This window comes from Stutzerimonas zhaodongensis (genome assembly GCF_003696365.1).
In the GTDB taxonomy this organism is placed as follows: domain Bacteria; phylum Pseudomonadota; class Gammaproteobacteria; order Pseudomonadales; family Pseudomonadaceae; genus Stutzerimonas; species Stutzerimonas zhaodongensis.
Genome location: NZ_RFFM01000001.1, coordinates 1,182,859 through 1,198,105 on the forward strand (window position 1 = coordinate 1,182,859; position 15,247 = coordinate 1,198,105).

Sequence of the window (15,247 nt, forward strand, 5' to 3'; positions counted from 1 at the left end):
TGATGATCGGGACGCTTCGGTAAACGGCTGCTTAGGCGGCGTAGCTGGCCGCAACCTGATAAGCCGTGAACTTGCGAATGTTGATAACGCCCGTATCGAGTATCAGATATTGACCCTTGATGCCGCGCAGGGTGCCTTCTACGACGGGGGTCTTCTCCAAGTCTAGACTGACAACCTTGGTCGGGTAGGCCTCGACGGGATAGCGAATCTCCAGCACCTCGGCGTCGGCCATCGGCTGGATCGCCTGCAAGCCATAGCGCTGTTGAAGGTCTCGCACGCCACTGGCGCAGGCGTCGAATATCTGCTCGCGCATCGCGATCAGATCGATAGGCTCGGCATCGCCTTTGAGCAGAGCGCGCCAATTGGTGCGGTCGGCCACCTGGCTACGCAGAAGGTCTTCAACCATGCCCGACTGCTGGCGAGTAGCGACTCGCATGATCGGCAATGCCTGGCTGGCACCCTGATCGAGCCAACGTGTTGGCAGTTGTGTAGCGCGGGTGATTCCGACCTTGATACCCGACGAATTGGCCAGGTAGACCACGTGATCGGTCATGCAAAAGTCCATGCCCCACTGAGGATCGCGGCAGGTGCCGAAATCGTGGTGGCATTTCTCCGGGCTCATGATGCAGATGTCGCACTGCGGGAGCTTCTTGAAACAGGGATAGCAGTAGCCCTGGCTGAAACTCTTGTTGGTCTTGCGGCCGCAGTGCGTACAGTTGATGGCGCCCAGGTACTCAAGCCGCAACGTCTTGCCGATCAAAGGGTTGACCGGCACCAGCTGGTCATTCAGGCGGAACGAATACTGTGCCTGCGCACCCAGCTGAATCGACATCTTGTTAAGGGCGCCGCGTCCCAGCTCCAGCATTAGTGCCGCGTCCCGGAGGCAGGCGAAAACAGGCTGGTGTCGATGGGCGCCTTGCTCTTGCTCTTTGAGGCGCACTCCTGGCCGCCCATGTAGCCGGTGCGTTGTTCTTCGGGCAGATTCTTCATCTCCCAGGCGATCATCGCGCCGAGGCAGGTTTCTTTCTGCTCGGCCGTCAGCTTGCGGCCGTCGCTCCACTTGCCCAGCTCGACGGCGGTTTTCAGGTTCTCGTAGATTTCGGGGGTGATGTTTTCGATGGCTTCGATAAAGGACGACATGGCCGGCTCCCGGGGAAACAAGCGCGCATTCTACCGAGCGGCGCTGTTTTAGGGAAAACCGATCGGCCTTTCCGCGGCGCTAGGCGGAGGCCCTGTGGCGCGACAGCAGCCCACCGATGATGCCGGTCAAGCAGCCGACCACCAGCCCACCCACGTGAGCAGCGTTGGCAATCGCCAATGCGCCGAAGCTCACCATTTCGATCACGCCTGTCAGGCAGATCACCAGCCATATAAGCATCAACACCACGACACCGGACGGCAGGCGGTACGCCTCGTCGGGCGACAGTTTCTGGAAGAGCCAGCAATGACCAAGCAGCCCATAGAGCACGCCGGATAGCCCGCCGAATATTCCAGGACCACCGTAGGTGTATTGCGCCACATTGGACACCACGCCGAACACCAGCGTCAGCCCGAGCAACATCAGTGCACCCTGACGATATTCGATGCGCCGACCAAGCTCCCAGTACCACATCGAGTTCATCGCCAGGTGTAGAAACCCGAAGTGCACGAAGATCGGCGTTATCAACCGCCACCACTCCCCTGCTGCGAGAGTTTGCTCGAGCGTAGCGAAATAGGCGTATTCGCCATCGACGCGAAAATCGCTGAAGCTGAACCAGCGGATGGTCTCAAAGTTGTCGCCCAGCATGGTGATGGCCGCTGCGATCAGCGTCAGCAACAAGACCGCCGCCGTTAACGGGCTACGACGCAAGCTGGCGACGAACCCACCTCCGCGGCGCACAGGCTGCTCGGCGACCACGGTTCCATCGCCATTGGGGAAACGCTGGTAAAGCTCGCGGACCTGTTCGGCCGTTTCCGCCGGCACCCGCAAGACCTGCTCGCCAGCCTCCTCCGATACTCGACAAGGCACCTGCAGGCGCCGCAACAGGGCAACAAAGCCGCTCAGATCTTCCGACAACGGCAGACGTAACGCCTCAACAACGGCCATCTAGCGCTCCACGTTTACCCAGACGAACTTCGCTGGGTCGAGTCGGGTTTCCTGATCAAGCCGATAGGCCACCAGCTTGCCATATTTAACTGCGCTGTAATCCAGACAGGCGAGGTTGTGGCGGATGGGTGCAGGTTCGCCGCTGCGCCAGTAATGGCCGACGAACAACAACGGATCGGACGGGCCATAAAGGAATAGCCGGCTCTTCTGGCTCTCGCTGAGCGGCAGGCGGGCTGCTTTTTCGGGCAGGCCATCCGGCTGGAAGACGATATCGCCGTAAGTCTGGGGATTTTCTTCCCAGAACTTGGTGCGGAAAAAGCTGCGAGTGAAACCCTCGGCGCTGGTCAGCGTCAGCCCTTCTGGCAGCGGCATGTCGGTGCCACGCAGCAATCGGTCCAGCGCCTTCGCCGCGAAGCCATCGGGAAAGGCCGCATCGCGCAGAAACTCCGCATCGACACGGCCATCTGTCAAACGCTGGCGCAGTTGGTCGATCACGGCATTGTCCCAGCAGGCATGCACCACGCGAAATCGCTCGTTTTCAAGGAACAGCGGAAGCTCCATAAGCCACTCCCGAAAAGCCTGCCATTCCTGCGGATACTGCTCGAACTGCTGAAAGGTCTGTTGCAGCAGCATGGCGTAACGCGGCGTGTGATCGCGGACGAACGCCTTGCCACTCTCCGGCGGAGCCGGGGTGTACCAGCCAAGCGCATTGAATTCGTGGTTGCCCATGATGCAGTGCGCTTGACCTGCGTCCACCATGGCGTGCACCAGGTGCAACGACTCCCGTATACGCGGTCCGCGGTCGATGATGTCACCGAGAAAGATGACCTGCCGGCGCGGATGTCGCCACACCTCACCGTGCTGGCTGTAGCCGAGCTGATCGAGCAGACGCGTCAGTGTGTGGGCGCAACCATGCACGTCCCCGATGAGGTCGTAGCTGCGCTCCGGATCGATGATCACTTATTCCCCCCCACCGAGGCGGCTACCCCAGCCAAGCTTGGTGCGGCATACCTCGTAATAGTTATGGTCGAGCGGGTGGATCAGGTGGAGCTTCTGCGGCTTTTTGCGCACCGTGACGGTATCGCCTGGCGCGCAGGTGAAATGGTTCTGGCCGTCGCAGGACACTTGCGGATAGATCTGCATGTTTGGTGAGACAACGATTTTCAGCTCGCTGTTGCCGTCAACCACGATAGGCCGACTCGAAAGTGTATGCGGATACATTGGCACGACCACGATTGCATCCAGCCGCGGGTGCATGATCGGTCCGCCCGCGGACAGTGAATACGCAGTCGATCCCGTGGGAGTCGCGATGATCAGGCCGTCAGCCTTCTGGCTACAGACGAACTGGCCATCGATGTACAGCTCGAACTCGATCATCCGTGTGGATTTACCGGGATGCAGCACCACGTCATTGAGTGCGTCGCCCTCGCCGATGGATTCTTCGAAGCGGCGCACCTGCGCCTCGAGGAGAAAGCGGTTCTCCAGCGTGTACTGGCCGCTGAGCACCTCGGCGACCTTTTCCTCCAGTTCATCGGGACGGATGTCGGTGAGGAAGCCCAAACTGCCACGGTTGATGCCCAGAACCGGTACCCGGTGCTTGGCCAGCGCACGCGCCGCACCCAGCAAGCTGCCGTCTCCACCAACCACTATCACCAGATCGCACGAATCACCCAATCGCTGGCGCGATGATGTTTGCATGCCATGGCCGGGCAACACTTCAGCGATGTTTTCCTCGAGGATCACATGCAAGTGGCGCTCTACGAGGAATTTCTTCAACCGCCGAATGGTATCCAGCACCTGGGAACTGCCCAGGCGGCCGATGATGCCGATGTTGCGGAACTGGTCCATTGAAGCTCCCTGATAGCTTGGGCTGGTAACGGGCGGGCGTCGGGGATCACAGCCTAGCCGGTGCGTAGCAGGCACTAGATTGGTGTCGCGCGGGCTTGTTTGAGTTCAATGGCTCACGCGACCTGGAATCCCGTTGCGGTACAGCGCCCGGATTATGGGTGAAACGCCGAAGTAGCAGCAAACCATCGCGTCTATGCTTGTTGCATGACCCTACCTTTGCTTGCCGAATTGCTGCCCAGACTGCTGCACCCTAAAGTGCGCGATCTAGCCTGGGTTCTTTTATCTCCGCCGATGTTGAGCGAAACGCCGTCGCCTCAGCGTCACCCACTCGCGGCCAGCAAGTGGGGATCACGTCCAGGCATACTGGCCGACTGGTTGCTGTCGCACGACAGCCAGCCAACAGTGCTCGAGACATGGCTGACGCAACACAGCACCCGCCGGCTGGGCCTTTACTATGAACGCCTATGGCAGTTCGCCCTGGGGCAGGCGCCCGATGTCGATCTGCTGGTCGCCAATCTGCCGATCCGTAACGGAGGCCATACGCTAGGTGAGCTTGATCTGATATTGCTCGATGCTGAGGGCGTACACCACGTCGAGCTGGCCGTGAAATTTTACCTTGGGCTGGAAACCGGCGACCGGCGCCGTCACGATCACTGGCTGGGGCCCGGCAGCCATGACCGGCTGGACATCAAGCTCAAGCGACTGTGTGAACATCAGTTGCAGCTCTCCTCTACCGATCACGCCAAGGCGCTTCTGAATGAGTTGACCTGCAGGCAGATCGACAGCGCACTCTGGCTCGGTGGGTATCTATGTCAGCCGTGGCCATCCGGGTGCGAATCGCCTGTCGGCGCCAACCCGCATCACCTCGGTGGGGGATGGCTACGACAACATGCGTGGGCACGCATCTTCCCGCGAAACGAGACACGCTGGCAGCCCCTTCCTCGGGACGCGTGGCTCGCGCCGGCTCAACTGGAGAGCAGCCAGGTCTGGCAGCCCGATGACGTCGCGCGCTGGGTCAACGAAGCCGACGGAAAACACGCACGGCTACTGGCACGCGTAGAGCCGGGAATTCGTGGCCACTGGGTCGAGCGCGAGCGCATGTTCGTGGTCCCCGACAGCTGGCCCGGTTGATCCATAGGCTCCGCACACCAAACCGTCATTATCATGCTGCACACTTGGGCGTCAGCCGCGCATCGGCAAACAACACGGTTACAAGATGCCCCCAGCACCAAACGATCCAGAACACCCGCAGCGCTCCAGCGTCTGGGCGATCTTCATGGTATTCCTTCGCCTGGGTTTGACCTCTTTCGGTGGCCCGGTGGCGCACCTGGGATATTTCCGCGAGGAGTTCGTCAACCGCCGCCGCTGGCTCGATGAGGGGCGTTTTGCCGATCTGGTTGCGCTCTGTCAGTTTCTGCCAGGCCCCGCCAGCAGCCAGGTGGGCATTGCCATTGGCCTTATGCGTGGTGGCTACGGTGGCTCCCTGGCCGCGTGGGCCGGCTTTACCCTCCCTTCGGCCATCGCACTGACCTTGTTCGCATTGGGTATCGCCGGTTGGGGCGATGCCGTGCCAGGCGGGCTACTCCACGGCTTGAAGATCGTCGCGGTGGCGGTGGTGGCTCAAGCGGTGTGGGGGATGGCGCGAAATCTATGTACAGACGGAACGCGCATAACAATTGCGCTGATCGCAGCTTGCGCTGTATTGCTGCTGGCAAACGCTTGGGCTCAGCTTTGTGTGATCGCTTTGGCTGGCCTGAGCGGGCTGATGCTCTTTCGCTCATCGATCACGCAGAGCCCGGCCATCTCGACGGCGCCGAGCAGACGCCTGACAGCAAGCTTTTTTCTGATGACGTTCTTCGCGCTGCTAATAGCGCTGCCGACCCTCGCTGCGACTTCTTCAAGCCAGTGGCTGGCGCTGCTGGACACCTTCTACCGCGCCGGCGCCTTGGTATTTGGAGGGGGGCACGTAGTGTTGCCGCTGCTGCAGGCCGAAGTTGTACCGAACGGCTGGGTCAGTAACGACACGTTTCTCGCAGGGTACGGGGCTGCCCAGGCCGTCCCGGGACCACTCTTCACCTTTTCTGCATTTCTAGGCGCATCAATGAATGATGGCGCTGCAAGCCTGGTGAGTGCAGGCCTGAGCCTCACCGCAGTGTTCGCTCCGTCGTTTTTGCTGGTATTTGGAGTCATGCCGTTCTGGGATCGACTGCGCACCAACAGCCGTGTCCAAGCGGCACTGGCCGGGGTGAATGCTGCGGTGGTAGGCCTGCTGCTAGCGGCGCTCTACGATCCGGTCTGGACCAGCGCCATATTCGGCCCTGCAGACTTCACCCTGGCTCTGATCGCGCTTGTCGCCCTGATGGTGTGGAAGCTACCACCCTGGCTGGTGGTGCTGGCGGGCGGCATCGCTGGCTGGGCGCTCGACGCGTTGATTTGATCACCGCGGCGCTAGCCTTCAGCTCAGCCGCTGACTTCGGTACGCCCACCTGAGCGCGCGAGATAGCCGCATCCCTTCTCGGATATCAGTCCGGCATAGGTATCAGCCGGCAGCGCGTCCAGCCCATCGCGCAGTGCGAAAGTGGTAAAGCCCAGTTGCGTCAGAAGAAAAACAGCGCTCGCGCTGCGCTTGCCACTGTCGCAATAGCAGAGGTAAGTCCTATCTGGTTTCAGCAGACGCGACTTCAGGCGTAAAAGATGAAGGGGCATGTTCAGTGCTTGGGCTGCATGACCACGCTGGTACTCGTCGAGAAACCGCACATCAAGCCATTGCGCGCCTTCGCCGATCAGCTGCTTTGCGTGCTCGAAATCCAGCTCATCGACTACCGGAGCCCTGAGCAAGGTTACGAAATCCTGCCGAGCCAGACGCAGAACACGGGCGTCCTCGATCAAGGTGACCGTGGCGTTGCGGGGTCGCTCCGAGAGCAGAGCCTCTTCCCCGAAGCAGGCGCCCACATCCAGCTCGGCAACCACTTGTTGGTCGCTGTCGCTGCCAACAATCACCTCGGCACGACCGCTCTTTAGAAAGTAACAGCAGTCACCCGCCTCACCTTCGCGGAGCAATACGTAGCCGCTGGGTAGGTCCATGGGTTGGAGCCTGCTTAGCATCGTGCGAACATTTTCCGTTGGTACCTTGGCGAACAACGGATTTTCCAATAGGTCCTCGAGCCAGTCGGTCAGCTCGCCGTTAGTCGCCAGCTCCAGTAGCAGATCGGCGTTTGCCTGCTGCCAGGACAACAGACGATCCAGGCGGCAACTATCGACTACCAGCACGCTGGAATCTTCCAATGCCCAGGCCTCATTGAACCTGGGACCGGCGCTGAACGCATGGCAGCTTTCCGGTGAGCCAGCGACCAAGCGCTGCGGTGCTCCATCTGGCGCCCGAAGCAAGAGTGCACCAGCAAGCAGAAAGTAGCTGGATGCGCTATCAGCGTCCTTAAAAAGCGGCTCACCGGCGAGCAAGGGTCGTGGGATCAGCTGGTCCCGTAGCGTTTGTAAACGACGCGAAGAGAGTGCATTGAGCGGGATTAAACTGCTCAGCTGAGCAGGGAGCAGCGGTCTGTTCATCCATGGTTTCCAGAATACGGAGCGGTCAGCGCAGCAGTTCGTTCAGCTGCGCCTGGGCAGCCCGCCGACCTTGCAGACCGCCGGTGTGCACGAAGACCAGCCGCGCGCCCCGAGGAAAATACCCTCGCGCTACGTGAAAGCGCAATGCCATCATTGCTTTTGCGGTATAGACAGGGTCCAGAGGCACATCGGTGGCCGCTTCGGTTTCAAGGATGAATGCTGCAACCTCTGCATCGAAACGACCGAAACCGGCGCGGCTGGCATCGATCAATTGATAGTTGGGATGAGCGATATCGGCCTGAATCAGCAACCGTTCGACCTCATGCGAGACGCCATGAGACGGTGGCCCAGCCAGCGCACCATAAACCCGCCGAGCGCACTGTCCAGCTTCACCGATCACCAGCCCTGCCAGTGTCGTACCGGTCCCGGCGGCTAGCCACCAGCCGTCGTGGTCGGTCCAGCCAAGGGTCGCCAGCTTTTCTTGAACATGCGCTACTAGAGGTGCGCAGCCCAATGTCCCGGAAAGCCCACTGCCCCCCTCAGGCACGCAGTAATGGTTGGGATAACGCTCACGCCAGGTGTCGAAGAATCCCAGCTGGTGACGCTCCCGGTATCCTCCGTACCCCAGCCAATGCAACTGCATGCCGTAAGACTCGAGGTCATCAACCGTCGGAGTACGCTGAGCATGGCCTCGCAAAAGGCCAACGCTACTGAAGCCGTAGCGAGCCGCTGCGGCGGCTAGCGCGTGAAGGTGGTTGGAGTGGGGGCCGCCGAGACTGATAAGACCCGATGCACGCTCTGCGCTTGCGGCCTCCAGGTGATGAGCGAGCTTGAACCATTTGTTGCCAGATAACGCCGGATCGATCAGATCCAACCGCAACACTGCAAGCTGCACCGCAGCAGCCCGCAACCAAGGCAGATCGACTACATGCAGCGGAGCCAGTGCGAGATCGGGGGAAAATGCCGAAGACGAAGGCAAGGACGTCAACTGCCCGTACGCAGCCGATCCTGCGATTTATGCCTGGCGCAGCAGTTGGATTCACCGATGACAAAACGGCCAGGCGCTTCGATCTTGTCCAATGGCATGTTGCATCGTTCGCCACTGGTGAGTGTGGCGACGCACACCGGCTGCCGGTAATGCTGAACCCACAATTGGTATTGCTCTTCCGATACGCCGCATTTTGCAGCTGCGTAAGCAAGCGGATTCTGCTGATAGCGTGCCATGTCAGAAAGTGGAATAGTCAAGTGACCGGCACCCGGATGATAGGCCATGAAGGTCATGCCCTGTGCTGACAAGCGCTCCAACATCCGCTCGCCGCTCTGCTCTGAAAGCACATCGCGCTGTTTCTGCAGCTGTTCGATCTCTTCCTGCAGCTGACTGTCCAATTCGTTTCGATAGGCCAGCTCGACGTCCCGGATGGATACCTGCTCCTTGTACTCCTCAACGGCGGCTGCGACCTGCCGCTGAAGTTCCTCGTCGAATTGCGCACGCGCGGCCTCTGCTTCGACACGACTGTTCTGTTCGAGCGCTCGCAATTGCCGGCTCATTTCCTCGCGATTCTTCTGAAAGCCCTCAGCCTGCGCCTCCAGCTCTGACTGCAATTGGGCGACCTGTTGCTCCTTTGTCGTAAGTGCATTGCATAATCGAGCGATCTCTTCGCGCAGCTTGGCCTGCTGCTGGGTGGCCAACTCACGAAGCCTGCTGATATCCGCTTCCCTCTGCTGTTCCAGGCTGGCGATACGCAGCCGCTGCTGCTTGATCAGCTGCGCTGCCTTGAGGCGTTGATCCTGTTCCGCTTTCTCCGGTGGCTCTGCCGCAGGGGGCTGCTTCGCTGGATCAGGTGCGTACCAGGTGTCTTCAGCCACCATTTGCAGGCGTTCGGCCGGCACAGCCTGAGGCGCTTCCTCTTCGATCAGCAACCCAAGCTGATTGCGTTTGATCCGGTCACGCAGCATCACAAAGTGATTGTTGCCCTGAGCAAGTTCTGGATCCCAAAGGTGCATCTGATACCAGGAAACCGGGCATTGGCTGCGACAAGCCAGGCGGATGGGCCCTGCACCCAAATCCGGGCCACGACCGGTACGCTCAGCCAGGTTGCGCAGCGGAATGTTCCATCCGCTATCGGCTGAGCCGTCTTCGTTGAAGTCGAGATAAAAGAAGACTGCCGCACGAATCTGTAGTCGAGTGTTGACCAGCACGTAGGCGACACGCATCTGCTGATCGGCGAACTCGGGCATGCTCACTACGCCGTCGAGCATGGCTTCGAATTCCGGATAGAGCATTTCCTTGCAGACGCCGCCATCATTGAAGAACAGCACGGCTTCCACCGTCTGCGGTTTGATCTGCATGCTCGCACCCTCAACGGCTTGATCGGCCAATCTATGGTTTGGGATTCAAGGCCTATTCCATGCCGCTATCCCGTAGTTCGCGCAAGTTTAGGGGAAAAATCAAAATCGGCGATGTGACTGGGTTGGCAGCGAGTCCCGCCCTGCACCTCCGGGTGCCATACAGCCGGGAAACTGTGACAGGGTCAGGAGTTAAGCGCGGCAAGCAAAGGCGCCAGACGCCGGCCCATCTCATCGCCGAGTGCTTGCAGCCCGCTCATGGGACGCACCATCACTTCGAAATCGGTGATCTTGCCAGCGTCATCGAAGCGGATCATGTCGATGCCCTTGATCTGTCGGTCACCCACTCGGGCACTGAACTCGAGTACGACGTTCGAGCCATCGGCGCTGACCAACTCGCGGTGGTAGGCAAAATCTTCAAACACCTCAATCACAGTACTGAGGATGAGGCTGACCACCTGCGCGCCCTCGTACGGTTTGAACGCCATGGGTGAGCGAAAAACCGCATGGGTATGCAGAAGTTCAGGCAGACGGCTGAGATCACGGGTTTTAATCATCTGATGCCAATGCAGCAGCGTGACCGCGGCTTTCGGCGCCAAATAAAGGGAATCTTCCATATCCAGCTCCTTTGCAATCAGAAGACGGCCCCTGAAGCGGGGCCTTCAAGTCATATTTCAGCCGCGAGGCGCGACCCCTGATTGATAGCACGCTTGGCATCGAGCTCTGCAGCAATGTCTGCGCCGCCGATCAGATGCACCTTGGCACCCCCTGCCTCCAGATCGGCCTGTAGTTCGCGCAGCGGGTCCTGCCCAGCGCAGACGATCACGGTATCGACCGGCAGCACTTGCGGCTCACCCTCTGCCACGCGAATGTGCAGGCCCTCGTCGTCCACCTTGAGATACTCAACGGCACTGATCATCTGTACGTGCTTGTTCTTGAGCCCTGTGCGATGTATCCACCCGGTTGTCTTGCCCAGTCCATTGCCAACCTTGGATTTCTTGCGCTGCAGCAGATAGACCTGACGTGCCGGGGCGTGCGGTGCCGGTTGAATTCCGGCGATTCCGCCACGAGCCTGAAGACCGAGGTCGATTCCCCACTCCTTCCAGAAGGCTTCGCGATCAAGACTCGTCGACTCGCCTTGATGGGTGATGAACTCGGAAACGTCGAACCCGATGCCACCGGCGCCGATTACCGCGACTCGCTGGCCCACCGGCTTACGCTGGAGGATCGCATCGAGGTAACTGATCACCATTGGATGGGAGATCCCTGGAATGTCTGGCGTGCGCGGTGCGATGCCAGTGGCCAACATGATCTCGTCATAACCGCCGGCCAGAAGATCGGCAGCGTTGACACGAGTATTCAAGCGAAGCTCGACGCCCGTGCTCTTGAGCTTGCTGTTGAAATAACGCAGGGTCTCGAAGAACTCTTCCTTGCCAGGAACGCGTTTCGCGACATTGAACTGCCCACCAATTTCGCTCGCCGAATCGAAAAGAGTCACCTGATGTCCACGCTCGGCCGCCACGGTAGCAGCCGCCAGCCCGGCTGGACCGGCGCCTACTACAGCGATTTTTTTGATCGCAGCGGTAGGGATGTAATTCAGCTCGGTCTCATAGCAGGCACGAGGGTTGACCAGGCAAGTGGTCAGCTTACCGCTGAAGGTGTGATCCAGGCAGGCTTGGTTGCAACCGATGCAGGTATTGATGGTATCGCTGCGATCAGCCGCGGCCTTGTTGACGAAGTCCGGGTCGGCGAGAAAAGGACGCGCCATGGACACCATGTCGGCGTCGCCTTCTGCCAGAACCTGCTCTGCAACCTCAGGTGTGTTGATGCGATTGGTTGTGACCAGCGGAATGCCGACTTCGCCACGAAGCTTGGCCGTGACTTTGGTGAAAGCTGCACGAGGCACCTTGGTTGCGATCGTCGGGATACGCGCTTCATGCCAGCCGATTCCGGTGTTGATCAACGTTGCACCAGCCTGCTCGATGGCCTTTGCCAGCACCACGACCTCATCCCAGCTGCTGCCACCCTCGATCAGGTCGAGCATCGACAGACGATAGATGATGATGAAATCCGGCCCCACCGCTTCTCTTACCCGCCGAACGATCTCTACTGGGAGGCGCATGCGATTTTCGTAGCTGCCGCCCCAGCGATCGCTGCGGTGGTTAGTGTGGGCCACCAGGAACTGGTTGATGAAATAGCCTTCGGAGCCCATGATCTCAACGCCGTCATATCCAGCCTTTCGGGCCATGCTGGCGCAGTTGACGAAGTCACGAATCTGTTTCTCGATACCCTCTTCATCAAGCTCGCGCGGCGTGAAGGGGTTTATCGGAGCTTGGATGGCACTGGGCGCAACCAGTTGTGGGCTGTAGGCATAACGGCCCGCATGGAGGATCTGCATGCAGATCTTGCCACCTGCTTCATGCACCGCCTGAGTAACGATCCTGTGTTCTTCTGCTTCTTCGATGGTCGACAGTTTGGCTGCCCCGGCGCGCACCGAGCCTTCTTCGTTCGGCCCTACCCCCCCGGTTACGATCAGACCGACCCCACCTCGGGCGCGCTCAGCAAAGAAAGCTGCCATGCGTTCGAAACCATTGGGCATTTCTTCCAGACCGGTGTGCATGGAACCCATCAGCGTACGGTTGCGCAAGGTAGTGAAGCCGAGATCCAGCGGGGCAAGCAGATGCGGGAAAGCAGTCATGTTCGTTCCTCAATCGGGCGCTACGTGTAACGTACACGCCGGCCATCGGTAGTATCGCCACGCCTCTGCGGGCTGTGGTCGTGGTCGTGGTGAAGCGAAGATAAACAGCCTAACCGGCACGCTCAATGATCGAAAGTTACAACTGAATGACCTTATCGAGCAAAAGTCCTTGGCTAGCGATTCCTCCATCGCTAGTCTTTGAGCTCCATCCTCTTACGCTTCGGTCATGCGCACCCATAGTAAATACATCGGCTTGATCCTCATCGCGCTGGCCGCCCTCCTCATATATCTGGACTGGACGGCTGACCGTCGAAGCGGTCCGTTGCTATCAGATCTGCGCACACTGCCTATCGAAATGCATGGAGAGGCCGGTGAGCACGGGAATCTGCTCGCTATCGAGACCCGCCTCATGCCTGCCGATTATCAAAGCCGAGAGCGTCTTAGCCTCAAGTTCACCACATATCTTGATCAGGCCCGTGATGCTGGTCTGCTAAGCCCACGCACTGTAGTAGTGCTGCCGGAGCACGTCGGCACCGGCCTCTTCGCGCTGGGTGAGAAACCAGAGGTCCAGCAGGCACGCACACTCCGTGACGCCATGCAGTGGATGGCGCTGAGCAATCCCTGGGACTATTTACGGGCTTTACGGGGCAATAAGGGAGATGACCGCCGTACAGAGGCGGCTCTGAGGTTCAAGGGTGAGCAAATGGCTGAGGATTACCAGCTCATATTTGGCAACCTCGCTCGTGAATACGGCATCACGCTTGTCGCAGGCACCATAGTTCTACCCGAGCCTCGTCTAGAGGACGGTCGACTGAAAACACGAAAGGGTTCTCTCCGTCAGATCAGCCTTGGCTTTGGCCCTGGCGGCGAACCGTTTGGATCACTGCACTACAAATCAACGCTCAACAACTACGAACGCCGCTATAGCGTTCCAATCCAATCGCCTCCTTTGGCGGTAGCCACGCCAGCTGGCCGGTTAGCGGTGATGATTGGCTGTGATGGCTACCGCCTTACACCCCCACCCGACGCAGAATTGCTCGCCATCGTAGGCGCACCCGACGATCCAGCGAGTGCATGCGGGGCTGAGACGCTGGTCTCGGGTCTGCCGCGGGTAGAGGTGCGCACGCTCGGACTGCCATGGAATCTGATTGGATCGCCACACCGGCCGATGCATCACCACCACACCACGCCGGTTCGACTGCACAACCTTTGGTTGCCGGAGCGACCATGACTCGACAGCGGGTGCGCCTCGGCGACCTATCGGTTGGGTTCGTGCATAGCCTGAGCAGTGCGCTGTTGCAGCGCCAGATCGACCCGCACCCGCTTCTGGAAGGCTATGGTCTCGATCTCGCTAGGCTTTCAGAGCCGCATGCCAGGCTGTCCATACCTCGCTATATGCGGCTTGGGCACGCGGCAATCCAACTGACGGGCGAACCAAGTTTGGGCTTGGAAATGGGCCGACTGCGCAAATCCGGCCATATGGGTCTGGTTGGCGTGACGTCCGCCCAAGCCCCTACAGTACGGGAGGCGGCTCGCACCCTGATCCGCTTCGAGCCCCTGTATGCAACCAATTACCGGGGTGCCTCGAGCTTTCTTGAAGATGCCCATGGCGCTTGGTTGCGGTTCTATTCGATCAGCCCCTACAACAGCTATAACCGGTTCGTAGTAGACACGGTGCTTGCCAGCTGGATCACCCAGTTGAGCGCTATCGCCGCTCAGCCGCTGTATCCAGCCACGGTCCAGATCGAGTTCGACCGGCCCGAATACGCGCCATGCTATGAGACAGTCTTCGAACGAGCCCCGGAGTTCGGCGCCGAGCACAATCAGCTCAGGCTGAACCAGGCCACACTGGCACTACGGAATCCGGAGCACTGTCCCGGTACGTGGAGGCAATTGCTGGAACTGTGTGAGGCGGAGCTGCAACAGCGAACCCGCACACATAGGCTAAGCGAGCGCGTTACCCAGCTGCTCGGCCCGTTGCTCAAAGGGCAAGAGCCGGACTTGACGCAGATTGCTGCAAAACTGCAGCTGCCTCCCTGGACTTTGCGCCGCAAGTTGACTGAAGAAGGCACCAGCTACCGCACGATTCTCAACGACACTCGACGCGACCTGGCTACCGCGTACATTCGAGATACGGAACTGGCCTTCGGTGAAATCGCCTGGCTGCTGGGCTTCTCATCAGCAGAGGCATTTCAACGCGCCTTCAAACGTTGGAATCACTCAACACCCGGCGACTATCGAAGAGCGCAGCGCCGGGTCGATTGATCGACTAAAGCTCGAAAGCGTCTTCAGCAGGTTCTGGGCAGTCGTGTTCGGCGGCATGCCATTCGAGAATTTCGTCTTGATACTCATCCATGGGAAAGTACCTCATGTTGTGGTCTACCGAGGGTAAACAAGGTCCATGCCAAGAACGCTAACTCGGTCACATGAAGAAAACATGACCCGCTGCGCCAATTGCGATAAAACCTTGATAAACCAAGCTTCGATCTAGCACAACGCGCCCAAACGCCGCAGTGCCAGGTGCTGCATTCCAGGGCCTCCCGAGGCTATGGGGCAGCGAGCCCGGCGGCAGTCATGAACTGGCGAAGAAGCCAGGCGATCACACCCAGGGCCAGCACACTGGCAGACCAGATAAACACTAGCCAAGTCATGCGTTTCCACAGCGGCTTGGTATTGGATGCACTGCTTTCGTGCTCTTCAGACAT

The 15,247-nt window shown here is 59.5% G+C and carries 15 protein-coding genes; 4 read left to right on the forward strand and 11 right to left on the reverse strand.

Annotated features, from left to right (window positions below):
• Nucleotides 1-31 precede the first annotated feature (31 nt).
• The 5 genes from EA797_RS05405 to EA797_RS05425 all read right to left on the reverse strand — a co-directional run bounded on the left by EA797_RS05405 (nt 32) and on the right by EA797_RS05425 (nt 3,934).
• Complete coding sequence (locus EA797_RS05405) at nt 32-865, reverse strand: DUF2797 domain-containing protein (protein WP_122164115.1); 834 nt, start codon at nt 863-865, stop codon at nt 32-34.
• Complete coding sequence (locus EA797_RS05410) at nt 865-1,140, reverse strand: YeaC family protein (RefSeq protein ID WP_122164116.1); 276 nt, start codon at nt 1,138-1,140, stop codon at nt 865-867. Before EA797_RS05410 ends, EA797_RS05405 begins: the two co-directional genes overlap by 1 nt.
• A gap of 79 nt (nt 1,141-1,219) precedes the next feature.
• On the reverse strand, nt 1,220-2,086 hold the full coding sequence (locus EA797_RS05415; RefSeq protein ID WP_122164117.1) for a rhomboid family intramembrane serine protease: 867 nt from the start codon (nt 2,084-2,086) through the stop codon (nt 1,220-1,222).
• Nucleotides 2,087-3,046, reverse strand: coding sequence for a metallophosphoesterase (locus tag EA797_RS05420; RefSeq protein WP_122164118.1), 960 nt, complete (start codon nt 3,044-3,046; stop codon nt 2,087-2,089).
• Nucleotides 3,047-3,934, reverse strand: coding sequence for an NAD(+) kinase (locus EA797_RS05425; RefSeq protein ID WP_122164119.1), 888 nt, complete (start codon nt 3,932-3,934; stop codon nt 3,047-3,049). It lies immediately after the preceding gene.
• 204 nt (nt 3,935-4,138) lie between these two features.
• Here EA797_RS05425 and EA797_RS05430 point away from each other — a divergent pair, with 204 nt between their 5' ends.
• Together EA797_RS05430 and chrA are read left to right on the forward strand one after the other, a co-directional pair.
• Nucleotides 4,139-5,065 (forward strand): DUF1853 family protein, encoded by a 927-nt coding sequence (locus EA797_RS05430; protein WP_122164120.1) that lies wholly within the window; start codon nt 4,139-4,141, stop codon nt 5,063-5,065.
• Nucleotides 5,066-5,150: 85 nt separating this feature from the next.
• Complete coding sequence (chrA, locus tag EA797_RS05435; RefSeq protein WP_122164121.1) at nt 5,151-6,371, forward strand: chromate efflux transporter; 1,221 nt, start codon at nt 5,151-5,153, stop codon at nt 6,369-6,371.
• Nucleotides 6,372-6,394: 23 nt separating this feature from the next.
• Here chrA and EA797_RS05440 read toward each other — a convergent pair whose 3' ends face one another.
• The 5 genes from EA797_RS05440 to EA797_RS05460 all read right to left on the reverse strand — a co-directional run bounded on the left by EA797_RS05440 (nt 6,395) and on the right by EA797_RS05460 (nt 12,542).
• Nucleotides 6,395-7,498: a cyclic nucleotide-binding domain-containing protein gene (locus EA797_RS05440; RefSeq protein WP_122164122.1), complete on the reverse strand. Its 1,104-nt coding sequence runs from the start codon at nt 7,496-7,498 to the stop codon at nt 6,395-6,397.
• 25 nt (nt 7,499-7,523) lie between these two features.
• Complete coding sequence (locus EA797_RS05445) at nt 7,524-8,486, reverse strand: 1-aminocyclopropane-1-carboxylate deaminase/D-cysteine desulfhydrase (RefSeq protein ID WP_122164123.1); 963 nt, start codon at nt 8,484-8,486, stop codon at nt 7,524-7,526.
• Nucleotides 8,483-9,847, reverse strand: a complete 1,365-nt coding sequence (locus EA797_RS05450) for a coiled-coil domain-containing protein (RefSeq protein ID WP_122164702.1) — start codon at nt 9,845-9,847, stop codon at nt 8,483-8,485. Before EA797_RS05450 ends, EA797_RS05445 begins: the two co-directional genes overlap by 4 nt.
• A 182-nt stretch (nt 9,848-10,029) precedes the next feature.
• Nucleotides 10,030-10,461, reverse strand: coding sequence for a nuclear transport factor 2 family protein (locus tag EA797_RS05455; protein ID WP_122164124.1), 432 nt, complete (start codon nt 10,459-10,461; stop codon nt 10,030-10,032).
• 50 nt (nt 10,462-10,511) lie between these two features.
• Nucleotides 10,512-12,542: an NADPH-dependent 2,4-dienoyl-CoA reductase gene (locus EA797_RS05460; RefSeq protein WP_122164125.1), complete on the reverse strand. Its 2,031-nt coding sequence runs from the start codon at nt 12,540-12,542 to the stop codon at nt 10,512-10,514.
• Between the two features lie 226 nt (nt 12,543-12,768).
• On the opposite strand from EA797_RS05460, the gene EA797_RS05465 reads away from it, so the two are divergent.
• Both EA797_RS05465 and EA797_RS05470 read left to right on the forward strand, forming a co-directional pair.
• Entirely contained in the window at nt 12,769-13,773 is a 1,005-nt protein-coding gene (locus tag EA797_RS05465; RefSeq protein ID WP_122164126.1) for a carbon-nitrogen hydrolase family protein, read from the forward strand.
• Complete coding sequence (locus tag EA797_RS05470) at nt 13,770-14,807, forward strand: AraC family transcriptional regulator (RefSeq protein WP_122164127.1); 1,038 nt, start codon at nt 13,770-13,772, stop codon at nt 14,805-14,807. The genes EA797_RS05465 and EA797_RS05470 overlap by 4 nt, the downstream gene beginning before the upstream one ends.
• Before the next feature lie 281 nt (nt 14,808-15,088).
• Here the strand turns inward: EA797_RS05470 and EA797_RS05475 are convergent, their stop codons facing one another.
• The gene (locus EA797_RS05475; RefSeq protein ID WP_122164128.1) at nt 15,089-15,247 is read right to left on the reverse strand and encodes a DUF2474 domain-containing protein; all 159 of its coding nucleotides are present in this window, start codon (nt 15,245-15,247) and stop codon (nt 15,089-15,091) included.